Source organism: bacterium, assembly GCA_035419245.1.
GTDB lineage: Bacteria > Zhuqueibacterota > Zhuqueibacteria > Residuimicrobiales > Residuimicrobiaceae > JAKPUX01.
The window spans coordinates 30294-54391 of record DAOLSP010000018.1 but is presented as its reverse complement, the minus strand read 5'-3'; the positions used below and the strand labels follow the sequence as shown (position 1 = coordinate 54391).

Annotated in this window: 22 protein-coding genes; 20 read left to right on the top strand and 2 right to left on the bottom strand. The window is 60.2% G+C overall.

Features of this window, described 5'->3' with window-relative positions:
• Positions 1-149: 149 nt before the first annotated feature.
• The 3 genes from PLH32_15450 to PLH32_15440 are packed head-to-tail and all read left to right on the top strand — an operon-like array spanning position 150 to position 4435.
• The gene (locus PLH32_15450) at positions 150-2468 is read left to right on the top strand and encodes a glycoside hydrolase family 2 TIM barrel-domain containing protein (protein ID HQJ66006.1); all 2319 of its coding nucleotides are present in this window, start codon (positions 150-152) and stop codon (positions 2466-2468) included.
• A 24-nt stretch (positions 2469-2492) separates the two neighbouring features.
• Positions 2493-3998 (top strand): class I SAM-dependent RNA methyltransferase, encoded by a 1506-nt coding sequence (locus PLH32_15445; protein ID HQJ66005.1) that lies wholly within the window; start codon positions 2493-2495, stop codon positions 3996-3998.
• Positions 3995-4435, top strand: coding sequence for a GNAT family N-acetyltransferase (locus PLH32_15440; protein HQJ66004.1), 441 nt, complete (start codon positions 3995-3997; stop codon positions 4433-4435). The genes PLH32_15445 and PLH32_15440 overlap by 4 nt, the downstream gene beginning before the upstream one ends.
• A gap of 197 nt (positions 4436-4632) precedes the next feature.
• Here the strand turns inward: PLH32_15440 and efp are convergent, their stop codons facing one another.
• On the bottom strand, positions 4633-5199 hold the full coding sequence (efp, locus tag PLH32_15435) for an elongation factor P (GenBank protein HQJ66003.1): 567 nt from the start codon (positions 5197-5199) through the stop codon (positions 4633-4635).
• 230 nt (positions 5200-5429) lie between these two features.
• Here efp and PLH32_15430 point away from each other — a divergent pair, with 230 nt between their 5' ends.
• From PLH32_15430 to PLH32_15350, 17 genes are all read left to right on the top strand, one after another.
• Positions 5430-5891 (top strand): NfeD family protein, encoded by a 462-nt coding sequence (locus tag PLH32_15430; GenBank protein ID HQJ66002.1) that lies wholly within the window; start codon positions 5430-5432, stop codon positions 5889-5891.
• A gap of 61 nt (positions 5892-5952) precedes the next feature.
• Positions 5953-6900: a stomatin-like protein gene (locus PLH32_15425; GenBank protein ID HQJ66001.1), complete on the top strand. Its 948-nt coding sequence runs from the start codon at positions 5953-5955 to the stop codon at positions 6898-6900.
• A gap of 75 nt (positions 6901-6975) precedes the next feature.
• Positions 6976-8595 (top strand): phospholipase D-like domain-containing protein, encoded by a 1620-nt coding sequence (locus PLH32_15420; protein ID HQJ66000.1) that lies wholly within the window; start codon positions 6976-6978, stop codon positions 8593-8595.
• 195 nt (positions 8596-8790) lie between these two features.
• A complete protein-coding gene (gene radC, locus PLH32_15415) occupies positions 8791-9489 on the top strand; it encodes a DNA repair protein RadC (GenBank protein ID HQJ65999.1) in 699 nt (232 codons plus the stop codon).
• A 159-nt stretch (positions 9490-9648) separates the two neighbouring features.
• On the top strand, positions 9649-11259 hold the full coding sequence (locus tag PLH32_15410) for a M14 family zinc carboxypeptidase (protein ID HQJ65998.1): 1611 nt from the start codon (positions 9649-9651) through the stop codon (positions 11257-11259).
• A 62-nt stretch (positions 11260-11321) separates the two neighbouring features.
• Positions 11322-13292 (top strand): DNA mismatch repair endonuclease MutL, encoded by a 1971-nt coding sequence (gene mutL, locus PLH32_15405; GenBank protein ID HQJ65997.1) that lies wholly within the window; start codon positions 11322-11324, stop codon positions 13290-13292.
• A 43-nt stretch (positions 13293-13335) separates the two neighbouring features.
• Positions 13336-14358, top strand: coding sequence for a tRNA (adenosine(37)-N6)-dimethylallyltransferase MiaA (gene miaA / locus PLH32_15400; protein HQJ65996.1), 1023 nt, complete (start codon positions 13336-13338; stop codon positions 14356-14358).
• Complete coding sequence (locus PLH32_15395) at positions 14342-14842, top strand: adenylyltransferase/cytidyltransferase family protein (GenBank protein ID HQJ65995.1); 501 nt, start codon at positions 14342-14344, stop codon at positions 14840-14842. Before miaA ends, PLH32_15395 begins: the two co-directional genes overlap by 17 nt.
• Positions 14843-15364: 522 nt before the next feature.
• A complete protein-coding gene (locus PLH32_15390) occupies positions 15365-15685 on the top strand; it encodes an AraC family transcriptional regulator (protein HQJ65994.1) in 321 nt (106 codons plus the stop codon).
• A gap of 74 nt (positions 15686-15759) precedes the next feature.
• Complete coding sequence (locus PLH32_15385) at positions 15760-18189, top strand: peptidase domain-containing ABC transporter (protein HQJ65993.1); 2430 nt, start codon at positions 15760-15762, stop codon at positions 18187-18189.
• Positions 18186-18845: a hypothetical protein gene (locus tag PLH32_15380; GenBank protein ID HQJ65992.1), complete on the top strand. Its 660-nt coding sequence runs from the start codon at positions 18186-18188 to the stop codon at positions 18843-18845. The genes PLH32_15385 and PLH32_15380 overlap by 4 nt, the downstream gene beginning before the upstream one ends.
• Positions 18846-18991: 146 nt before the next feature.
• Positions 18992-19192 (top strand): hypothetical protein, encoded by a 201-nt coding sequence (locus PLH32_15375; protein ID HQJ65991.1) that lies wholly within the window; start codon positions 18992-18994, stop codon positions 19190-19192.
• 12 nt (positions 19193-19204) lie between these two features.
• Positions 19205-19414: a hypothetical protein gene (locus PLH32_15370; GenBank protein HQJ65990.1), complete on the top strand. Its 210-nt coding sequence runs from the start codon at positions 19205-19207 to the stop codon at positions 19412-19414.
• 68 nt (positions 19415-19482) lie between these two features.
• Positions 19483-19650: a hypothetical protein gene (locus PLH32_15365; protein ID HQJ65989.1), complete on the top strand. Its 168-nt coding sequence runs from the start codon at positions 19483-19485 to the stop codon at positions 19648-19650.
• A gap of 384 nt (positions 19651-20034) precedes the next feature.
• Positions 20035-20436 (top strand): hypothetical protein, encoded by a 402-nt coding sequence (locus tag PLH32_15360; GenBank protein HQJ65988.1) that lies wholly within the window; start codon positions 20035-20037, stop codon positions 20434-20436.
• Between the two features lie 263 nt (positions 20437-20699).
• The gene (locus PLH32_15355) at positions 20700-21257 is read left to right on the top strand and encodes a hypothetical protein (protein HQJ65987.1); all 558 of its coding nucleotides are present in this window, start codon (positions 20700-20702) and stop codon (positions 21255-21257) included.
• Positions 21258-21394: 137 nt separating this feature from the next.
• A complete protein-coding gene (locus PLH32_15350; GenBank protein ID HQJ65986.1) occupies positions 21395-23245 on the top strand; it encodes a T9SS type A sorting domain-containing protein in 1851 nt (616 codons plus the stop codon).
• Positions 23246-23534: 289 nt separating this feature from the next.
• Here the strand turns inward: PLH32_15350 and PLH32_15345 are convergent, their stop codons facing one another.
• Positions 23535-23969, bottom strand: a complete 435-nt coding sequence (locus PLH32_15345; GenBank protein ID HQJ65985.1) for a hypothetical protein — start codon at positions 23967-23969, stop codon at positions 23535-23537.
• Between the last annotated feature and the right edge of the window lie 129 nt (positions 23970-24098).

The following is a 24098-nucleotide window of genomic DNA, read 5'->3' as shown; positions in this document are numbered from 1 at the left end:
TACCGACCCGGCTGGCGCCACCGCTCGGGCCCACCTCATCGACCGCAACCCCCTTCCCTGCTATTTTTATTTTTTATTCTCCTGCAAATCTCGTATATTATCACTGTTATCCTCCGCAGCGCCATTAACCCTCTGCAAAGGGCCCATCCATGAAACCCATGACGCTCCTGACCAGCCTCTTCCTGCTCGCCGCCGTCGCGTGCCAGAGCCAAACCGCCACCCTCGAGCCCACACTCGAACTGCGCACGGTGGACGGGGTCACGGTCCCCTATCAAAACAACATGCCCATGCCGGCCTTTGAAAAACAGCAGCGCCCCACAATCTCCCTTGCCGGCACCTGGCGCAAGAAACGCTTTGCCGCCAACGACGCCCTGACCCTGAGCAACCGCGCTGCCGCAATGCCCGGCATCCTCAGCGAGTCCATGGGGCGCGAAGGCCGCGATTATAACGACAGCGCCTGGCCGGTCATCACCCTCCCGGCTGTCGAGAACCGGATGAATGCCTATGAGGTGCAGCCCGAATTCTACGAGGACGGGGTATGGTACCGCCGCACTTTCTCAGTTCCCGACAGCCTCCGCGGCCGCTACATCAAGCTGATCTTCTACGCTGTCAATTACGTCGCCGACGTCTGGATCAACGGTGAATACATCGGCTACCACGAGGGCGGTTATACGCCCTTCGCCTTCGATGTCTCGGCCGTCCTCAATTATGGCACCGACAACACCATCGCCTTGCGCATCGACAACCCGGCTTGGGGCTCCCGCAAGGATATCGTCCCCTTCGTCAAGGTCGACTGGTTCAATTACACCGGGGTCATTCATGACCTCTACCTCGAGGCCACCGACCCGGTCAGCATTGTCCGCTGCCAGGCCGTACCGCAATCGACAACCGGCGAGTTGCTGATCCGCACGGTGATCGGCAACCAGAGCGAGAACGCCCAGAGCGCTACCGCCACCCTCGAGATCTTCAAGGCCAACGTCACGGCCGCCAACCAGGCAAGCGAGCAGGCCGCGGACCTTATCGGCGAGCCCGCCGCCTTCTCCGGCACGGCCGAGACGACGCTCGAAATTCCGGTTTATAACTGCCGGGTCTGGCAGACGAGCCTGCAGATTGCCGATCCCGCCCTTTGGACGCCCAAAAACCCGAATATCTACATCCTCCGCGTCACTCTGCGCCGGGACGGCAAAATTATCGACCGCTTCCACTCCCAGTTCGGGCTCCGCACCCTGGCCACCAGCGGCAACAAGGTGCTGGTCAACGGCAAGCCGATCTTTTATACCGGCGTGGCGCGGCACGAGGACAGCCCCGATTACGGCCGCAGCATTCCGGTAGCCAAGATCTTCTCCGACATGCAGCTCCTCAAAAAGAGCCTGGCCGTCCAGTTCGTGCGCACGGCGCATTATCCCAATCATCCCGCGACCTATCTCTTCGCCGACCGCCTCGGTCTGGCCATTGAGGAGGAGATCCCGGTCTGGTGGTTTGACGATCAGGAGGCCTGGGATATCCAGAACAACGTGCGCCACATCCATGAGCAGATGTGGCGCGAGATGGTCTTCCGCGATTACAACCGGCCGAGCATCTATCTCTGGAGCACCTGCAACGAATGCCTTGACGTCGACCACCGCAAGATCTTCATCGAGCGCGTCAATGCCGAGCTTGACAGTCTCTACCCCGATGGCCGCTTCGTCACCCAGTCCGCCGCCGCCGACCGGCCCGGGGCTAACGACGCTTCCCAAGGCGCCTGTGATGTGATGGGCTGGACCATGTACTTCGGCATCTTCCATGGCGGTGCCTACGGCTCCGGCACCGCCAGTTTCCTCACCAAGGTCGCCACTGCCTGGCCGGACAAACCCGCCCTCTGCACCGAATACGGCTACTGGTCCACCCCCGACGGCAGTTCGGAAGCGACGCAGGTCAAGGTTTTCAAGGACACCTTCACCGAACTCGAGGCGCGCAGCGCTGTGACCCGCACCGGCACCGTCCGCGACAGCGGCATGCTCATGGCCGCCACCTGGTGGTGCGCCTTCGACTGGTACTCCCACACCCAAGGCAACGACAGCTGGCAGACGATGGGGCTCTATCATATGGACCGCGTCACCAAAAAGAAGGTCGCCGGCGAGCTGATCCTGCGCTATTTGTCCTACAGCATCACGGGCGGCACGGTCAGCGCCGTCAAACAGCCGCAGGAGGAGGCTGCCCGCCCCGGGAGCTTCCGCCTCACCGCTGCTTACCCGAACCCCTTCAACAGCCGGACGGTCATCAGCTATGATTTGAGCCAGGCCGCGGAGGTCCACCTCGATCTCCTCAACCTGCGCGGCGAGGTGGTTGAGACGCTGTACCGCGGAATGCGCCCGGCCGGCCATTTCGAGCAGGTCTGGGACAGCCGCAGCGCAGCCAGCGGCCTCTATCTGGTCCGGCTGCGCAGCGGCGCCAGGGCGCAGATGCTCAAGGTCACCCTGTTGAAATAGGGTCCGTTAACCAAAGGAAAAACCGTGCCCCTTCGCACCGAGATACCTGCACTGCCGGTTTCCGGCCGCTTCGATTTCAACCGCAGCTTGGCGCAGCACCTCCGCCGCCACAAGGCCACCTCCCTCCTGCCGCTCGACTATGCGACCGAGCTGGAGGTCAAGCAGGGCGCTTTCGAGCAGTTCTGGGAGCAGCATCGCCTCCCCGGCAAACCGGAGCGGATCGTCCCCTCGCCGCTGCCACGCCATTACCGCACCACCAGCAAGCGGCGCATCGAGATTCGCGAAGGCCGGGTGACCGCCGAACTGGACCACATCGAACTCGAGGCCCTTCCCGAGCAGGCGCACCTGGTGCTGCTTGAACCCGAGGCGCACCGGCAAATCTATACCCTGCTCCTCGGCTATCTCGAAAAGCCGGCCTACCGCGAGTTCGCCCGGCACGTCAACTTTATCATCATCCGCGGCACCTATGAGCAGCACAGCGTCATTTTCAACGTGGATCAGTTCGACGCCGAGGTGATCCGCAAGGGGAAACTCCTCGCCGAACACCTCCAGGCCAGTCCCATCCCCATCCTTTCGGCTTTTATGTTTCTCGATCCCTCGCGTTCCGACTATTATTTCGAGAGCCGCCGGCCTGACGCCCCGCTCCATTTTAAAAAACTCTTCGGTCCGGAGACGCTCAGCGTCGAGGTCGAGAGCCGGCGATTTCATTATGCCCCTACCGGTTTCTCACAGGTCAACCTCGCCATCGTGCCGGATTTGGTCCGGACGGTGCGCGGCCTGCTGCCGCAGGATCCCGAGGGGATACTGCTCGACCTCTACTGCGGGTATGGTCTCTTCGGATTGAGCCTCGTGGCGGGATACCACGGCGTGGCTGGTTTCGATGCCGCACCGGGGGGCATTCGGGCAGCGGAGGAGAATCTGCGGCATTTACTCCCCGGGGCGAATGTTGTTTTCACCACAACGGCTATAGACGGACGGACTTTGCGGCGGCTCTTGCCGGAAGCCCCCGAGCGGAAGGAGTATGTTGTCCTCGATCCGCCGCGCCAGGGGACGGAGAAGGGGGTGATCGAAACGCTCGCTGCGCGCCGTCCCGCCGCGGTGGTCCACATTTTTTGCGGCATCGAGCAACTGCCGCGCGAGGTGCCCTCTTGGCTGAGCGCAGGCTACCGGATCGATCGGGTGGTGCCACTGGATCTCTTTCCCGGCACGGCCAATCTCGAGACCTGCGTGCTTTTTACGCCGCGCCCTGCCGCGCCGCCGCAGCAGGCTGCACTGCCGCGTCCGGAAAACGCCGGCCGGCCGGCCCACCGGTCTCGCTCCCACCCCCAAAATGGCAGCGGCAAACCAGTACGCCCGCGCAGACCCGCCCCGCGCTCTGGCGCCCACCCCCAAGATGGCAGCGGCAAGCCGGCGCGCCCGCGCAGACCCGCCCCGCGCTCTGGCTCCCACCCGGCGAGGCGCCCGGGCAAGCACCCGATCAGGCGGCCGGATGCCCAACGTGGACCAGGAAGAAAGGAAGCCGAAAAATGACTGTCGAACATCCGGTTTTCCACCTTTGCACCACTCTTGACGATTTTTCGAAAGCCCTGATGGTGCGCGCCATCGTTTTCCTCGAGGAGCAGCAGGTCGCCTATGCTGACGAAGTGGATGACTTGGAGTATAGCGCCCTGCACATCCTCGGCGAAATGGAGGGTGAACCGATGGCCGCTGCGCGGATGCGCTTTCTTGGCGAATACGCCAAACTGGAACGAATCGCGGTGCGCAAGGGTTGGCGCGGCCGCGGATTGGGGCATGAATTGGTCGAATATATGCTAAAAATCGCCCGGGAAAAGGGATTTCACAAGTTCAAGATGCATGCCCAGGCCCATCTTGTCGAATTTTACCGGATGCACGGCTTTGAGCCGAAGGGTGAGATGTTCCAGGAGGCGAAGATCGACCATTATCTGATGGTCCGGGAGGACAGATAGAGGCCGATGATAGCGAGAATTTGGCGGTTAGGTGTGAATCGGGAGTTGGGCAGAGAACTGCAGCTGAGCGCCGGTGCCACAGGCGGGTGACCGTGCCGCAGATGCAGCCGGCCGGGTGGGAGCGAGATTCAGGGGCCGGTGCGTCGGCAGCCGGCCGGGTGGGAGCGAGGGTATACGATCGGGGTACAAGGCAGGGATCAGCCGCGCGCAACCCTCTCGAGGTACTTGCCGGTGCGGGTATCGATCTTGATCACATCGCCCTCCTTGATGAAGAGCGGGACGAGGATCTTGGCGCCCGTTTCGATCGTACAATACTTGGTGACATTCGAGGCCGAATCACCGCGCACACCGGGTTCGGCTTCGATGACATTGAAATCGATGAAATTTGGAAGCTCCGCCGTCAGCGCCACACCCTCGAGGAAGCGGATGAAGCACATCCCGCCCTCCTTGAGAAAACGGGTCTGGTCGCCGAGCATCTCGGTGGGAATGAAGGTCTGATCGTAGGTCTCGGTATCCATGAAATAGAGATTGCCGTCGGATTCGTAGAGATACTGCATCTCCTTCTCGTCGAGGCGCACCGCCTCAATGTTGTCAGTCATACGGAAGGTGTTGTCGATCACCCGCCCGGTCTTGGCGTTCTTGAGCTTGGTGCGGACCATCGCCCGCCAGTTACCCGGGGTGACATGCTGAAACTCGGTGATAATCCAGATATCGTTGTTGAACCGGATAGCCATGCCATTGCGGAACTCGGAAATTGCAGCCATAGAGACTCCCTTTTGCATTTTTATCAGCTTTTATTTTACATACTTTTTTGAACAGATGCAAGAAAATATCTTGAAAGCCCCATGAAATAGGATTGCAGCCTCGGCGTGAAGATGGTGGAATTGGAGCCTGCGGATGCGGTGTCAGGTGGGAGCCAGAGGATAGCGGCCGGGGCGTCAGGTGGGAACCAGAAGTCGGAATTGACCAGGTATGGATCGATAAGGAGAGCACCATGTACGGGATCGACAGCGCCGTTGTGGCGTGGTTTCTAATCGGCTTTTTTCTCATCCTCACCGAGCTGGCCCTGCCCGGCTTCATCGTCATCTTTTTCGGCGTCGGGGCCTGGGTGACTTGCCTCCTGCTGGAGATCGGATTGATCCGCTCCTTCAATGCCCAGCTGATCGTCTTTCTCCTCGCCTCGGTGGCCTCGCTCGTTCTCTTCCGTAAAAAGGGCAAGGCGATTTTTGAGGGCAAAAAATCGGGCAAACTCGGCCCGTATGAATCGCTGGACGATTTCATCGGCCAAGGCGCCGAAGTGGCGCAGACGATCGAACCGGGTCAGCCGGGGGGCAAGGTGGAATTCCACGGCACCCTCTGGAACGCCGAGTCCGACCAGCACCTCGCCCCGGGCGAAAAAGTCATCATCCTCAAGCGCGACAATCTGACCCTGGTGGTCCAGGCTCAAAAAAAGTAAGGGCGTCCGGATCTCCGGACGCCATGCAGGTCCATCGTATCCTCGCTGAAAGGAGCAGTCCATGCTGCAACCCGAAACCCTGATCCTCATCGGCATCATCATCCTCGCGATCATCATCCTGACCCGGTCCGCCAAGGTCGTTCCGCAAAAAACCGTCTATATCGTCGAGCGGCTTGGGAAATACAGTGGCACCCTCGAGGCCGGATTCCATATCCTCATCCCCTTCATCGACCGCATCCGCTACATCCACTCCCTCAAGGAGAACGCCATCGACGTGCCTGAGCAGTCCTGCATCACCAAGGACAACATCCAGGTCGACGTTGACGGCATCCTCTATTATCTGATCATCGATCCGGTCAAGGCCTCCTACGGCGTCAATGATTACATCTTCGCCTCGATCCAGCTGGCGCAGACGACGATGCGCTCGGAGATCGGCAAGATCGACCTCGACAAGACCTTCGAGGAGCGAGAAAAGATCAACGCGGAGATCGTCTCGGCCGTTGACAAGGCCTCGCTGCCCTGGGGCCTCAAGGTGACGCGCTATGAGATCAAGAACATCGTCCCGCCGCCGAGCATCAAAGATGCGATGGAGAAGCAGATGCGTGCCGAGCGCGAGAAGCGCGCCCTGATCGCCGAGTCGGAGGGCGATAAGCAGGCCAAGATCAACCGCGCCGAGGGTGACAAGCAGGAAGCGATCGCCCGCTCCGAGGGCGAGAAAATGAAGCGGATCAATGAAGCCGAGGGCCGCGCCGCCGAGATCGAGCGCGTCGCCCTGGCCACCGCCCGCGGGATCCGCGAGATCGCGGCAGCCATCACCGCGCCCGGCGGCAGTGACGCTGTCAACCTGCGCATCGCCGAACAATACCTCAACGAATTCGGCAAACTGGCGGTCAAGAGCAACACCATGATCCTGCCGGCCAACCTCACCGACGTCGCCGGCACCGTCGCAACCGTGGCGCGGATCTTTAGCGAAACCAGCAAGGCGATGCCCGAAGCGCCGAAGAGCTGAGCGCACCGGGCCCGAGGCCAGTCCGGACAGCCGGCTGGAACACGGCACCATGGGAGATGAGGAAGGGAGGCTGCAATGCGCGCCCGCGCCAAGAAGAACGGTTTGACGCTGCAGGCCTATGCCGGCACCACCGGCGTCCTGCTGGCCATGAACACCTCGAGCGCCCGCCGCAAGGGCCTCCTCGGCTTCGCCATCGAACGCGAGGGGCCGGCAAGCGGCCGCGTGCGCTGGCTCCAGGGGCTGCTGCGCTTCCCCGGTGAAACCGCCGACCTCAACACGCCGGTCGACAGCAACCTCGGTCCCATCCAGAAATACCGCTGGTCCGATTATGCGGTCTATCCGGCCACGCCTTACCGCTATCAGGTTTACGGCGTCTACGGCCGGCCGGGCAAGCTCCGCTACATCGAAGGGCCCGAAGTGAGCCTGACGACCGAATCGCTGCAACAGGGGACGCACCAGATCATCTTCAACCGCGCTGCAGCCGCCAGCCAGGCCTACGCCCGCCGCTTCGGCAATGTCAATCCGGATGATCCCGGCCAGGAGGCCGCGCGCAAGTGGCTCTCCCGCGGCCTGCACGAGCGTCTCCTCGCCTTTTTTGATCAGGCCCTCGATGCCTCGTGGGCGCTCGATGTCGCCGTCTACGAGGTCGAGCTGCCGGAGGTCACCGCCGCCCTGGCGCAGGCGCTGGCACGCGGCGCCCGGGTCCGCATCGTCTACCACGCCCGCACAGCGGATCCCCAGACCACGCTCAACGAGCAGACACTCGAGCCCCTGCCCGGCTATGTCAAGGCCAGCCGACTCACCTCCGCCATCTTCCATCACAAGTTCTGCGTCCTCAGCCGCATCCAGGGCGACGGCAGCTGCGCCCCCCAAGCGGTCCTCACCGGCTCAACCAACTTCACCGCTAATGCCGTCTACCGCCAGGCCAACGTCCTCCACATCATGGAGGATGCCACCATCGCCGGCCGCTATCTCGAACTCTTCGACAAGCTCTTCGCCGGCACACCCCCCGGCGATACCCGCACGTATATCAACCGCGTCAATCCCGCCGTCGGTGGCCTCAGCCCGCAGGTGCTCTTCAGCCCGCGTTCCCACCTGACCGATCTCGCCGAGGTGATCGAAATCATCCAGCGAGCGCAGCGCGATCTGGTCTTTTGCACCGCCTTCAACCTGCTGGATGGCATCGAGGAGGCCTTGCTGGGCGAGGAGGAGAGCCACGTCATCCGCTACGGGCTGCAGAACAGCAAATCGCGGATCACCGGCACGCACCGTCACGCCCGTTTCGTCACGCCGGCTTTCCTGAACAAGGGACTGGAGGGATTTCTCCGGGAATCGATCGCCGGTCAGGAGGGAAACATCCTCATCCATCTCAAGACCATCATCACCGATTTCAGCTCGGAGGAGCCGACGATCATCACCGGATCGAACAATTTCTCGCGCAGCGCCTCGGCGAGCAACGATGAGAACCTGCTGATTGTCAGCCGCGAGACGGCTGTGGCCGACATCTATGTGACCGAGATGATGCGGCTCTATGACCATTACCGTTTCCGCTACAACACCAAAGCCACGGGCGGCCGCGGTCCCGCCGGCCGGCTGGTGCTCGCACCGAACGATCACTGGACCGACCGCTACTATGCCCCGCAGAGCCTCGAGTATTTCGAGCGGATGCGGTTCAGCCGGACGGCGGAGGCCTGAGCCGGTGCGGCCGCTCTCGCGCCCGCCACTCTCGCTCCCACCCGGCAGCCCTAGTCCCACTCGTGCACCAACCCGATTCCGCTCGCGCATCCATCCGGCAAACCGGCCAATATCGCCACTCGGCGCTTTTCACTTGCACGGCCCTCGCAAATTCCGTATCATCGAATAGAGGCCTCGTTGCTTGGGGAAAAGCCCATGTCCGATTATCCCAACCGTATCACCGACTGGCCGGAAGAGGAGCGTCCGCGCGAGCGGTTGCTGCATTGCGGCCCGGATGCCCTCTCCGAGGCGGAGCTGCTGGCGATCATCCTCCGGGTCGGCGCCGGCCGGACTACTGCCGTCGATCTGGCGCGCCAGTTGATCAGCCGATTCAACGGCCTCCGAGGACTCGACGCCGCTCCAGTCGCTGCCCTGCGAGAGGTCAAGGGGATGGGCGACGCCAAAGCCTGCCAGATCAAGGCCGCTCTTGAACTGGCCAAACGCTTCAGCCAGCAGCGCTGGAACCGGCAGGAGGTGCGGGTTCAGAATTCCGAAGAGGTCTACCGCTATCTCCATCTGCGTCTCCGCGACCTCTCCCGTGAGGTCTTCCAGGTCCTCTTCCTCACCACCCGGCATGACATCATCACCGACCGGATTCTGTTTGAGGGTTCGCTCACCGAGAGTGTAGTCTCGCCGCGCGAGATCATCGCCGCGGCTCTGCAGGATGCCGCGGCGGCGGTTATCCTCGTCCACAACCATCCCAGCGGCGATCCCCATCCCTCTTCAGAGGATAAAAAAGTGACGGAGAAAATCATTCTGGCCTGTCGGCCCTTTGATCTGACCGTACTCGATCATCTGATCATCGGCCGGGATTCCTACTTCAGCTTCGCGGATCAGGGATTGATTGCAGGGTAGCGCGGCAGGACGAAGTGGGCGCGAGAGTGCAGCCCGGCGCTCTGGTGCCCACCCGGTTGCTCCTCTGGTGCCCACCCGGCTGCGGATTTGTTCAGGCCAGGAGGCATCCGCATCTGTTTTTTTCATTGCATCGCAGCCTGCGGCGCCTTACTTTATGCCATGAAAAAAATCATCCTTCTGCTGCTGCTTTGCAGCCCCGCCGTTGCAGGCAGCGAGCGCCGCCTGGTGCGCATCCGCATCGACCGCCCGGAGCAGGCCCAGGCCCTTCTCAGTATGAATCTCGACCTCGCCTCGCGGTGCATCAGCGATCACGCCGATGCGGTCCTCTCGTCGGACGAGGAGCGGGCTCTGCAGCGGCAGGGCTTTTCGATCACCCCCCTGACCTCAGCCGCCAGCCTCGCCAAGACCACCGCGGCCCTCAGCGGGGATATGGGCGCATACCATACTTACCAGGAACTCGGCGAGGAACTGGCTGCGCTCGCCGAGAGCTATCCCGCCATCTTGCGCCTCACCTCGATCGGCCGGTCGGTCGAGGGCCGCGAACTCTGGGCGGTCAAGATCTCCGACCACCCCGGGCTCGAAGAGGCGGACGAGGCGGAGGTGCTCCTCACGGCGGCCATCCATGCCCGCGAAATCATCACCCCAGAGATACTCCTTGACCTGATCCATTATATCACCACCCAATACGGCCAGGACACCCTGCTGACGCGCCTGGTCGATGAACGCCAGATCTGGCTCGTGCCCATGATCAATCCCGATGGCCATGTCCGCGTCGAGGAGGGCGATATCTGGTGGCGCAAAAACTGCCGCATCAACGCGGATGGCAGCGTCGGCGTCGATCTCAACCGCAATTTCGGTTATAACTGGGGCTGGGACAATTACGGTTCCAGCCCGACGCCCACCTCGGAAACCTATCGCGGCACCGGCCCCTTCTCCGAGCCCGAGACGGCCGCCCTGCGCGATTTCACTGCGGCCCACCATTTCGCCGCGGTCATCAACTATCACAGCTACAGCCGTCTCGCCCTCTTTCCCTGGAGCTTTACGGCGCTCCATACCAGCCATCACGCCATTTTCATGGAGCTCGGCCGCAACCTGACCCGCGTCAGCGGCTACGAGTATGGCGACCTGGCGATGGGCGTCCTTTACAGCACCAACGGCGACGCAGATGACTATTTTTACGGCAGCAGTCTCGGGAATCCGCAGCCCACCTTCAGTCTGACCATCGAGGTGGGCACAGAATTCCATCCGCCCGAGAGTGAGATGGTCCAGCTCATCGCCGAGAACCGTCCCGCCAGCCTCTATATCTGCTACATCGCCGACCGGCTGCGGCTCGATCCCTGGCGGATCCTCCCCGACAGCGTTCGGACCACCGTGGCGCCCCGGATCCCGCCGCTGACCGGAGCGCCTTCGACCGGACTGCCCGCGGGATTCAGCCTAGCGCAGAACTGGCCTAATCCCTTCAATGCGACTACGACCCTGTCCTATACCCTGGCCCGGGAGGCCCGGGTGCATCTCGCCCTGTTCGACACCCGCGGCCGCCTGGTCCGCCTTCTCATGGCAGATCGTCAGACTGCCGGCGAACACCGGATCCGGATCGAGGCGTCAGACCTGCCGTCGGGCTTTTATTTCTGCCGGATGGAGGCCGGGGCGGTTGCGGGCACCACAGGCGCGGCCGCCGGAAATGACGAACTCGCCAGCGATGCCGAATCCTGGCCCGCCATCCCTGGAACGGCGGGGCATGCCGTCATCCGCTTGCTGCTGCTGCGCTAAATTCCCCTTGAATAAGTGGCAGGAAATCGCTACACTGTAGTTCATTGAGGATTTGGGCGAGCATGCAGAAAAAAAACCACACCATCAACGTCCTCCCCGAGAACCTGATCAACAAGATCGCAGCCGGCGAGGTCATCGACCGTCCCGCCTCGGTGGTCAAGGAACTGATCGAGAACAGCATCGACGCCGGAGCGAGCCGGATTGAGGTGATCCTCAAGGGCGGGGGCAGTCAGCTGATCCAGATCATCGATAACGGCAGCGGTATGAGTGAGGAGGATGCCATCCTCTCGCTTCAGCGCCATGCCACCTCCAAGATCCGCACCTATGCCGATATTGAAAAGATCCTCACCCTCGGGTTCCGCGGCGAGGCCCTGGCGAGCATCGCGGCGGTTTCGCGCCTCGAGTTGCGGACAGTGCCACGGGGAGCAATCGTTGGCACCGCCATCCACGTCGAGGGCGGCATTGTCTCCAGAGTGGAAGAGGCCGGCGGCAATCCCGGCACATCGATCGCCGTCAAGACCCTTTTTTTCAACACCCCGGCGCGACGCAAATTTCTCCGCGCCGAGTCGACCGAGTACCGGTCGATACTGGCCATGCTCAATCATTTTACCCTCGCGTTTCCCGAAATCGGCTTTACGCTCGTCCATGATGATGCGGAGGTCTTCCGCTACGCGCCGGCCGAGCTCTCCGACCGCATCGTCGAGGTGCTTGGCGCGCGCGTCCGCCATAACCTGGTCCAGGTCGAGGACAAGAATTCGCTGATGACCGTCAGCGGCTTTATCGGAAACTATGACGTCATGCGCAAAACGCGCAACGACCAATATCTCTTCCTCAACCGCCGCTTCATCAACGACCGCACCCTGAGCTATGCGGTCACCCAGGCGTTCGGAGAAAGCATCCCCAAGGGGCATTATCCGCTCTTCATCCTCTTCATCGAAATCGATCCCGAACGGGTCGATGTCAATGTCCATCCGACCAAGAATGAGGTGAAATTCGCCGACGCCCGGATCGTGTTCGATCTGCTGCGCAGCGCCGTCAAGCGCGCCCTGCGCACCGACCACATCATCCCCGAGATTCAGCAGTTCTATCCGCCGCGTTGGGGCGCCGGAGGCATGCCGGGGAGCGCGGCGGGGACACCATCCGTCAACCGTGGCGAGATCGTCAGCAGTGACGAGCAAATCCGCCTCGATTGGGAAGCCGGCGAGACGGTTTTCCCGCCGCCGGGCCTCTTTCCACCGCGCCGCACGTTCGTCTCATCCTGGCAGGATGAGACGGCTGCGGCCCGAAGCTCGGACAACACGCCCCATGAGGGGGATCCGGACATCTCGCGAGGAATCCCCGGCGCTGGGCCTGTTCAGCCGGGCGGAGGAGATTCGGCCGGCGGCGCTCCCGGCCAGCCCGGCACCACTCTGACAGCCAGACCCGGGACCTTCGCGCCGAGCGGCACCCCCGCGCCGCGGCCGCGCGAAATCGCCAACGTCTGGCAGGTGCAAAACAAATACATCCTTTCGCAGATCAAGAGCGGCCTGGTCGTGATCGACCAGCATGTCGCCCATGAGCGTATCCTTTACGAACGAGCAAAAAAGAACATCAGTCAGGCCGACGGGGCCTCGCAACAGCTCCTCTTTCCGCAGACCCTGGAACTCTCGCCCCAGGATTATCAGGTAATGGTGGAGATCAGCCCCTGGCTCGAAAAGCTCGGCTTCCAGATCAAACTCTTCGGCGGCCGCACCATTGTCGTCGAAGGGGTGCCCACGGGGATGCGGGTCGGCGCGGAGAACCGCCTGCTGCTCAACATCATCGATCAATACAAGGAATATGCGGCCACCGAAAGCGACATGCGCGAGCGGGTAGCCAAGAGTTTCGCCTGCCGTTCGGCCATCATGGCCGGAGAAAAGCTCTCGGTCGAGGCGATGAACGCCCTAATTGACCAGCTCTTCGCGACCGAGAATCCCTATTTCTGTCCCCATGGCCGGCCGGTGATGATCACGATTACTGTTGATGAACTGGACCGCCGTTTTGACCGGAAATGACCGACAAGCCGGGCGCCCTCCTTCCGGCTCCCGCCCGCAAGGCATGAGCGCGCCGGGTGAGACCGAGCGCGCAACCGCCGCGGACGCGCCGCCCCACCCGTCTCGCTTCCACCCGGAATCAGGGCGTGTCCCGATTCTGGTCGGTCCGACCGCCGTCGGCAAGAGCAGCCTCGCCCTGGCGCTGGCGGAGGCCCTCGGCGGCGAGATCGTTTCGGCCGACTCGCGCCAGATCTACCGCCACATGGACATCGGCACGGCCAAGCCCGCAGCGTCGGAGCTGCGGCGCGTCCGCCATCACTTCATCGACATCTGCGATCCCGATACGGAGTACAGCGCCGGCACCTACGGCCGCGATGCTCGGAGCTGTATCGAGGAGCTTTTCGCACGCGGCGTCCAGCCGGTCGTGGTGGGCGGCTCGGGATTCTACATCCGCGCCCTGGTCGACGGCCTCTTCGCCCCCCAGGCTTCGGACCCGGCCATCAAGCAAAAGTGGCGCTTGAAGATTGCCTCCGAGGGGGCGGCAGCAGTCCATGCCCAACTGGCCGGGATCGATCCGGAGAGTGCGGCACGGCTCCATCCCAACGACACCCAGCGGGTTATCCGCGCCCTCGAGGTCTGGGAGATAACCGGCCAGCCCATCTCCACCTTTCAGAGCGGCATCGCAGAACCGGCCGGCTTCCGCCCCCTCTTTTTCGGGCTGACCCGCCCGCGGGAGGCGCTCTACGAGCGCATCGACCGCCGCGTCGAGCAGATGTTCCGGGACGGCCTGCTGGAGGAAATCCGCCGGCTGACCGCGATGGGCTACGGTCTCCACAACAACGCCCTGCTCACGGTGGGCTACCAGGAGATCCTCGAATGCCCGGAGCTGCTCGAGCCGGGTGCCGACCTCGCGGCGGCTGTGCTGTTGATCCAGCAGCACTCGCGCCAATACGCCAAGCGGCAGATGACCTGGTTCCGCCGCGATGCGCGTATCGACTGGATCGATCTCGAGGGGCGCAGTGAACAGGAGAGCTGTGAGGAGCTGTTGGCAAGATGGGAAAAGGAAGAAGATGAGAATCAGCGCTGAGGACAAGATCGTCACTGAGGAGCCGCTCAAGCAGCGGCTGCAGCAGGCGCGGGCCCAGGGCCGCACCATCGTCTGGACCAACGGGGTTTTCGACATCCTTCACGCCGGCCACATCACCTACCTCGAGCGCGCCGCCGCCCTCGGCGATGTGCTGGTGGTCGGCCTGAATACCGACGCCTCGGTGCAGCTCAATAAGGGGCCGCTGCGGCCGATCGTGCCGGAACGTGAGCGCGCTCGCCTGTTGGCTGCCCTCGCCTGTGTCGACTATGTGATCCTCTACGGCGACCAGTCCCCGGTCGAGCTGATCGGCCGGCTCAAGCCCGACATTTACGCCAAGGGAGGGGATTATAACCTCGATACCATCAACCAGCCGGAACGGCGGCTGATGGAGCGGCTGGGCGGGCGGATCGAACTGCTGCCGGGCGTCCCCGGGCTCTCGACCTCGGCGATCATCGAACGGATCCTCAAGGCCTATCGGACGTGAGCCCGCTCCCGCCCTGGACGGTTGGCGCAGGCTGAGAACAGGCGGGAGCGAGAGGGAGTGACGGAGCGCCCCCATGGCTACACCGCCAGGACTGGCGCATCCTTTTCGTCACCGTTCCGCACCAATGCGTCAGGATTCTCTTCGTATTGGCGAAAATATCGGAAAAAATCGCTACACCGCCGATTTTTCTTGACCTGATATACTTTTTTTATTATCATTCAATGAGCACCGGGGGTACATCGCATTAAACAGCCGGCGCGGAGGGGGACGGCGCCGGCACTAATCCCCGCCTCGCCAGCCTCCAGACCCATAGGGCTGACGTCTCATCTCCATAGCGTACCTGCACACCTGGATGGATCGGAATCCAAACCGACTCTCACTGGAAATTCCTGCGCCAATATATTTTGCGGCAGCATGCCGCAGCAGCCCTGATCGAGCGCCTGCAGCGCATGGGCGCGATAACGACCTCGATGGCCTTCGCGTGCTTCACACGGGCCGTTCACCATCAGCAAGGAGGGTGATATGACACGGCGTGTTGTGGAGGGAGTGATCCTTGAAAATCTCGGTAATCCGCAGTTTTGTGTCAAGCGCCTCGCTCTGATATTAAACGTCTCCCGGTCGTATTTGCGCAAGGCCGTCCATCAGCACTTTCAAACCTCGCCGCAAAAGCTCATCCAGGAGATGCGGCTGGCGCTGGCCACCCGCCTGCTGCTTGAGGGCGAAAAGATCCAGAATGTCAGCCGCCACGCCGGCTACGGCTCCGACCGCTCCTTCCGCGCCGCATTCCGCCGCGACAAGGGGATGGCGCCGAAGGATTTCAGAAAAGTGATGCACGCCGCCTGACCCCGCGCCAGTCCGCCACCACGGCTGCGGATGAGTGCCGGCTGCAGCGCTTCTCTACGATCGATGGGGAAGGCATGATCCACCTCCGTTTCCGATATCCCCTGGTCCGACAGTATGACCAGCTCGACTGCGGCCCGGCTGCCTTACTCTCGGTGTTGCGCTGGTACGGGGGCGACACGACCCTGGTCCGCGCCCGCCAGCTCTGCCGCACCGACCTTCAGGGTACCACCATGCTCGACCTGGCTCGGGCCGCACAGAGGATGGGCTTTCTTGCCCGCGGCGCACGCGGCACAGTGGAAGAACTCGCCCGCGAGCAGCTCCCTTGCATCGCCCATGTCGTACTCCCCGATGGATTGAATCACTTCCTGGTCCTTTACAAAATATCGCCCAGGCGCCTCCTGATCGGCGACCCCGGTAAGGGCCGTTATACGCTCAGCCGCGCCGCCTTTGAGAAGCTCTGGCTGCAGCATGCCGTCCTCCTCCTCGAGCCCGCCGGCAACGGATTCCACCGCGGCGGGCTGCTGCATTCCGCCAAACTTGCGCCCGTCAAGGGCCTTCTGCGCGAGCCCGCCCCCGGCTGGCTGCGCTGGATCGGCGGCTACCTCCGTCGTCAAGCAGCCTGGCTTCAACAGATCCTCTTCACCGGACTGCTGTATACCGCTGCGGGCCTGCTGACCGCCCTTTTTGTGCAAACCCTCATCGACCGTCTCCTTCCAGCCCGGCAGATGGACAAGCTCCTCCTCCTCGGCACCGCCCTGCTCGGTGTGCTGGCCCTGCGCGCCGCCGTCGGTTACCTCCGCGACCGCCTCCTCGTCGCCGCCAACAAGCGCCTCAGCCTGGCGGTGACCAACGACTTTTTCGCCCACCTTTTTCATCTGCCCAAGGCCTTTTTTGATAGCCGTAAAACCGGTGATATCACCACCCGCATCGGGGACAGCCTGCGCATCCACCGCACCTGTCTGATGCTGCTGCAGAGCGCCCTGCTTGACCTCCTGCTCGCCCTCGGCGCCCTGCTGTTCATCTTTTATTTTTCGCGCCGGCTCGGGCTCCTCACCCTGGCGATGCTGCCCCTCTATATCGGCGTGCTCTGGCGCCAGGCCCGCCGCCTCAAGCAACAGCAGCGCGAAGTGATGAAAAGCCATGCGGCGGTGGAGTCCACCTACATCGACTCCATTCAGGGCATGCCGGAAATCATGAGCTACAACGCCGCGCCCGCCTTCACCCGCCTCAATCAGGGGGTTTTCACGGCCTTTCAGGAACAGATCGAGCGCCTCGGATTGCAGCAGGCGGGATTGACCCTGGCGGTGGGCCTGCTGGCGGCCGCCATGTCGGTGAGCCTGCTAGCCCTCGGCGCCTGGCAGGTGATGTCGGAGGAACTGCGCCTCGGCCAGTTCATGGCCGCCTACTCCCTGCTCGGCTATATCCTGCCCGCGATCACCAGCCTCGTGGCCGCTTTCGTCGAGTTCCAGAGCGCGGAGGCCGCTGCCCAGCGTTTACTGGATCTGCTGCTGATCGAGAGGGAATCCGAGACGGCGGAGGCGGCCGGCGGCGACCCGGCTGTTGTTCGGCCGCCGTCCATTAACCCAAACCAAGAATCCGTTCTGTCGGGAAAGGACCCGGCTGGCGGAGTGGATCGAGTGCAGCCGCTGGATGGGCCTGCCACCGGCCGCAGGCTTGCATCCACGGATTCTGCTGGCATCCCGCCCGCCGCAGAATGCACTGCTGCGCCCGGTCCGTCAGCCGCTCCTTTCCCCGTGGTTCGGGTGGAGGCGCTCGCCTTCGCCTGGCCCAAATCGCCCGAACTGCTGCGCGGCCTCTCGCTGACCATCCCGGCCGGCCGCATCACCGGACTCTGGGGTCCGAGCGGCGCCGGCAAAAGCACTCTGGTCCAGCTGCTGCAGCGCAAATACACGCCGCTCGCCGGGACGATCCGGTGGGAGGAGACCCCGATCACCCGCATCGGGCTCACAGAGCTGCGCCGCCGCATCGGCGTCGTGCCGCAGCAGATCAAGATCTTCAATGCCACCCTGGCGGAGAATCTCCTGTTGGGACGGCCAGCTGCCAGCCTACAGGAGATCAGCACGCGGCTGGCGGAACTGGGCTTATCGTTCCTGCCCGGCCGCTTCGCGCACGGCCTCCTGACGCTGCTCGGCGAAGAGGGGCGCAAGCTTTCAGGAGGAGAGGCCCAGCTACTCGCCCTCACGCGGGCGCTCTATGGAAAGCCGCGCCTGCTGGTGATCGATGAGGGATTCAGCGCTATCGACGCCGATCTGGAGAACGCTCTGGCGGGCATCATTGCGGAGTGGGCGCGGCATCAGGCGGTCCTGCTGATCACCCATAACCTGGAGTCGCTGCGGCGGACGGGGTACGTCTACCTCATGCGCGAGGGCCAGATCGCGGAAGAGGGCGCGCCAGGAGAGCTGCTGGAGCGGGGCGGCCTTTTCCGGGAACTGCTGTGGAGGAAGAACAGGATGCTTGCTGCAGCAGCGGAAGGCTGGTCATGAACGGCTGCCTCCTGCACCGGCCGCGGCTGGAGGCGATCAAGGGCTGGCACCTTTTCCTGCTGCTCATCGCCTGCGAGGCGCTACTGACCTGGGTGTACCAGGAGCAGATCCTGACGCGCGAGGTCTATCATGCCTTGCTCAAAGAGCAACTCGAGGTGCAGCGCATCGATGCCCTGTTCGATCTGCTCGAGCGGATGAACCTGTGGGGCTACGTGGCCATTCCGCTGGTCATCGGCATCCGGATCCTCTTTGTCGGCTTTCTGCTGCAGCTGCCGCTGGTGCTGCGCTTCATCGACATCCCCTTCCGGCGGCTATTCCGAATCGTCGCGGTGGCTTCGCTGCCGCTGATTCTGCTTGAGGGGATCCGGCTGCTTTTCCTCGCCGGGATCCCGGCAGCGCAGGTAACCCGGGCGGATCTGAACTGGATCCCGCTGTCGCTGGGTTCGCTGCTGGATCTTGCCACCGCTTCGGCTGCAACGCAGGGCTTCTTCAGCCATTTGAATTTGTTTGAGCTCGGATTTCTTGCGCTTTTGCTCATTGGATTGATGAGGACCAACCGGTTGAAGCGGCTGGACGCTGCCTTGGTCGTCCTGCTGATGTGGACCGTGGTGATTCTGTTTCAATGGGGCGTGACTGCCTATCTGGAGCGGATGTAGCGCCCCATTTTTCTCGCGCCGCCCCGAAATGGATAGGCATAGAACAACGAAGCAAGCTGGCATGGTGCCAGCCTATAAATGACTCCAGAGGTCCGGAACTCTGGAGGGGAGGTTGTCAGAGTGAGTAGAACTATCACGGAGGTAATATGAACACGCTTTCAATTGAAGATATGGAAAAAATCGCCGGTGGCTTGACGGATGACCAGATTGACTACATCGCAGGGGCTGCCTGTGCAGCCGGAATCATCTTTGGTGCACTGGTTTCTGGCGGTTTACTGGCCGGATTTCTGGTTTCCGTCGGTGTTCATTCATGTGCGTTTGGAATAATGAGGAATATCTACCTCTAAGGAGAAAAAACAATGCAGCCCATTTTATTAACAGACGAGGAGATGATGCAAATTTCCGCTGGCGATCTGCGCTCATTTGTCAATGGCCTTTGCACTGGCGTTGCCATCGCAGATGCGGCTGCTCTTATCGGAGTTATCTCAGCGACCGGCGTTGGCTGGGGGTTGCTTGTGACGGGCGGCCTATTTTGCCTGGGAAGAGGCATTTATCTCGAATTCAGCTGATAACACAAATGCCTGCTTGCGAAATCCGGCAGGCAGGCAATATTATTACTACATTTATGGAGGCATATATGAACAAGTGGCAGCGCATAACATTAGGAATCATGGCTTTGTTAATCTTTGCCCTGCAGTTCCTAATGGGCGATAAATTTCAACGCGATTTTATCTCAGGGGTACTTGTTATGCTTTTTCTCGCTTCGATAATCATGACCCTGCTAAAAAGAAGGGCTAATTCATAGTGAGGGCATGTTCGCTTCTTTGGATCGTATCAAACTGTCCATTGCTCTGAAAATCAAGAGTGCATAATGCCGTTATATCGTCCCTTTTCATTGGAGATGTACAAAGCGAGGTAACGACACGTTATGAATAGCGACCGCTCAAAACTGGGAAAGCTGCTTTCCCTGATTTTCCTTATGGGTCTTTCTGTAAAGGTATTCATCCACTGCCTGGAGAAAGGTACAATCCCATTATTTCTTTCTTTTGTGGCGATGGTAGCTTTCTTTATATTGCTCGGTGACTTTGTAAAGAAAGAATTCACTTCATAGCAGGCATCTCATTTATCAACCATAATCGTTTTAAGATTCAAGTTGCTACTTAATGTAAAGCAAATCAGAATGGTATCTATGCCCCGCACCCGAAAAACACTCTCCACCGCAATTCCCTACTTTCTGACCTGCACCGTGGTAGGCTGGATTCCCATATTCACCAATCCGGTTATTGTCAAAATCACCATCGATGTGCTTGCTGCGTGCCAAATCGAGCATGGGCTGTGCCCCCATGGGTATGTCATCATGAAGGGTCATCTTCACCTTATTGCCCGGCACGAAAATCTTTCCAAACTCATCCATCAGTTCAAGTCCTCCACAGCCTCCTGCTACCTCCGCTATTACTACTGGCATAACAAGATGGCTATTCTGGAACGGTTCGCAGAAGGCAACAAAGCGCGCCTACGGGACAAGTCGCACCAGATCTGGCAAGCGGACAGCCGGTTGGAGGAGATTACCCACGAAGCCGTATTTCTGTAAAACTGGATGTTATCCATTACCATCCCATCAAGGCCGGCTTTGTTTACAAACCGGAGGAGTGACCTTACTCCAGTGCGAGAAACTATGCCAAGATGAAATCGATCCTTCCTATTATGCCACCATGGGAGGAGTGTCTTGAAACGAATTCCCTGGATTCTATCTGATTCAAAATTACGGGTGGGAACGAGACGAACAGCGGGAACGAGACGAACAGCGGGAACGAGACCCGTAGTTTTGGATGCCGAACAGGATGGGAGTACCATTTGCCGGAAAAAGCCCTAAATAAATCCAGACGCAATGCGGCGCTGGTCATTACTCTGGCGATTTCTGCATTTTTTTTCTGGCTCTTCTACAACGCCCTCAAGCCGCCGACACTGCCGCTGGGAACGCCTATGCCCGCCCTCGCCTTCGCTTCCCCGGCCGGACCCGATAGCCTGAAACCTTTCCCAGGCAAAACCACGCTGATCATGCTCTTCACCAGGCACTGCCCCCATTGCCTCTATGAGTTGGATCTTTTCGAAAAGCACATCGGTGAGTTCGCCGGCACCGGCATCTATCTGGCCACGACCGACCGGGATTTCATTCCGGGAATTGACAATCTGCGCTGGCCCGCGCTCTCCCGCATGGAGAATTTCATCTGGGCCCGCCTGGACGAAAAGCAGTTCTCACGCCATTTCGGCGCAGCGATCGCGCCTTCCTTCTTCATCTTTGATCATGAGGGAGTGTTGAGAGATAAAATCCGCGGCGAGATCAAGCTGGAAGCCCTGCTGGCGAGGATCAAGCCGTCCGAGGCAGTGCGAGAAATGCAATTTATCCGTTGACTTTTTACATTGCGTTGCTTATACTGCATCAGGGGCATCCTCCACTCCAAAACCAGCCGCCCTCCTGTCCTCCCCTGTACACGAACGCATAGCAATCCAGACTTCCCCCTCTGCCGAATTGATCCAAAATCGCAGCTGTGCAGAATGGAATACTAAACGCATCATTCACCTGGATATGCCGGTCAGCCCAGCCCGAACCAGCTAAAAATCAGTTCCAGCTTTACAAGTACAAATCTTTTGGTGCTCCGGGAAAAGATCCGGGACAAACAGCCAGACCCTCAAACAAGGAGGACCACACCATGAATGCGCAAAAGCGGATTCTAGCATGGATCGCCATGCTGTCGCTGGCGTTTGCTAGCCATGGAGTCTGCGATTATATTTCCAACATCCGCATGACCCCTTCTTCACCGGCTTGCCTCCTTTTCAACCAGAAAGTTACGCTGACCTTCGACTTTTCAGTGAGCGAGGCGGCTGGCACTCTGATTTTTGTACGGCCCTTCTCGGGAGGGGCGCTTACACCCCATTACGCCGCGCACGCATCCCAGTCTTATCCAGCTGGCAAGGGAACGGGAACTGCCTTTTTTACGATCATGACGGGGGATATCACCGTCGATCAGTTGCGATTTCAACTCAAGAACGCGGATCAAAGCAAGGTACTGCTTGAATTCTTTATTCCGGTGGAATACCACTTTTCCGCCCATGCCATCGAAAATGTCCACATTACTCCCGATACGCCCTCGTCATTATTATTCGGGCAGGACGTCAACATCACCTTTGATTATACCACCAGTCAACCCGGGGGGGTACGTATATTCGCGCGCCCGATGACCAATGGTGCAACAACCCCTGGATATGGCGCGCACGGCTCGCCACTCTATCCCGTCGGAAGCGGCACTGGCTCCGGATATTTTACCATCAACTCCGGAAATGCCCTTGTCGATCATCTCCGCCTGCAAATGTATAACAACGACCAGAGCCAACTCCTGATCGAGTATTTTATCCCGGTCGAATTCCACTATGCCGCCCATGCTATCAAAAATATCGTCGTTTCGCCTGCCGCTCCCCATTGCATGCTGTTCAACGAGCACGTCAACCTCACCTTCGATTACAGCACGCCCGAGCCGGGCGGCGTGCGGATTTTCGCACGTCCATTTTCCGGAAGCGGCCTGCCCCCCCACTATGCCGCTCATGGTTCTCCACTATACCCGGCGGGAAGCGGCAGTGGAACAGGATATTTTACAATCACTTCCGGTAATGCCATTGTCGATAAAATCCGTTTCCAGATGTTTAACAGCGATCAGAGCCAACTCCTGCTCGAACTTTTTATTCCTGCTTACTATCCCTATTTCCCGCACAAAATTTCCGAAGTACAATTTGAACCCGCACCACCGGCTTACCTAACATCCGGGCAAAAAGTAGCGATAAAATTCAACTATCTTGCCAATCAGCCGGGAGGCGTGCGCATATTCGCCCGCCCGTTCAGTCAAGGAGGACTCACTCCCAATTATGCGGCCCATGGTTCGCCTCTCTATGCCGATGGCAGCGGGAGTGGAGACGGATTTTATGAGATTTCCAATCTGAGCATTCTTGTCGATGAGACCAGGTTTCAAATGCTCAACGCGGATCAAAGCCAGCTGCTGCTCGAATTTTTCCTCGTTTCACCATTTTATTTTGGCAATCAGGCAATTACCGGCCTGCACAACAGCCATCCAATCGAGCCGCAGACCTTTACGCTGGACCAGAATTACCCTAATCCATTCAATCCCACAACCTCGATACACTTTACTATCCCGGCACAGGCCCGGGTTTCGCTGTGCATTTTCAACAGTGCCGGCGAAGAGGTGGCCATTCTCTGTTCGGAGGTGCTGCCCGCTGGATCCCATACCAGAAAATGGGATGGGACACTCTTCCCGAGCGGCGTTTATTTCTATCGATTACAGGTCGATGGCAGCAACGTGGAAACCAAAAAATTTACCCTGATCAGGTAACTCTACGCACCAGCGGAAAATAGGCTTACAGTGAGAGATGTAAAGGAGCACAGTCGCACAATTCGGGAACGACAAGCAATCGCTTGCCAGGGCATCGGACGGGGCTGCGTCCAAGCGGAGAGACCTGGCGAAGCTTAACATATAGCCTTGCCCAAGAGATATTGAAAAAGATCTGCACCGGGTCAAGACCAAGCCCTGCTGGCGAAGATCGAGCCGGCCCGCGCAACGGCATAACGAGCCGGCATCACAAAGGGCAGGCAGGATGAATCTGACGCCTGGCGTAAACGCACTATGGCGCCCAGAGCGCCTTGATGGGCACTTTCCAGTTTGAACCGGTGAGCTTCCAGCAGTGATCACCTGAAGATAACATCATCCCGCAGCGGCAATCCTCGTGCTGTTTCATGAAGGACTGCAGACCAACCGTGTCTCCATGCTGGAGCTCTGCACCGGACTTGATTTCAAATGCCTTCACTATACATCCATGCTGACAAATAATATCCCCCTCTTCGGCTGTTCGGGTCCTCCAGAAGAAAAACTGTGGTTTCGGTGAGACCGTCTCGCATACCGCCTGAAGCTGCCGGCAAACAAAGGCCTCAACCAGTACCCGCCACTTCCGGCTCGTTTCGAGCTGCCCGGGATGCAAATATCCCGCCAGATACGCAGCCTCTCTGGCAAAATCGATCTGATGGATAACCTGCCCGGTTCGCAAGGCGGCCAGGCTCATCAGCCCATTCTATTCGATCAGGTTATCGACCTGGCTTATCTGATGGAGATCCCGCTCCAGACAGAACTTGTATATAGCCATCGCGCCAATCAGCACCGTTATCGGGGATTCCTCAACCATCGCCTGCAG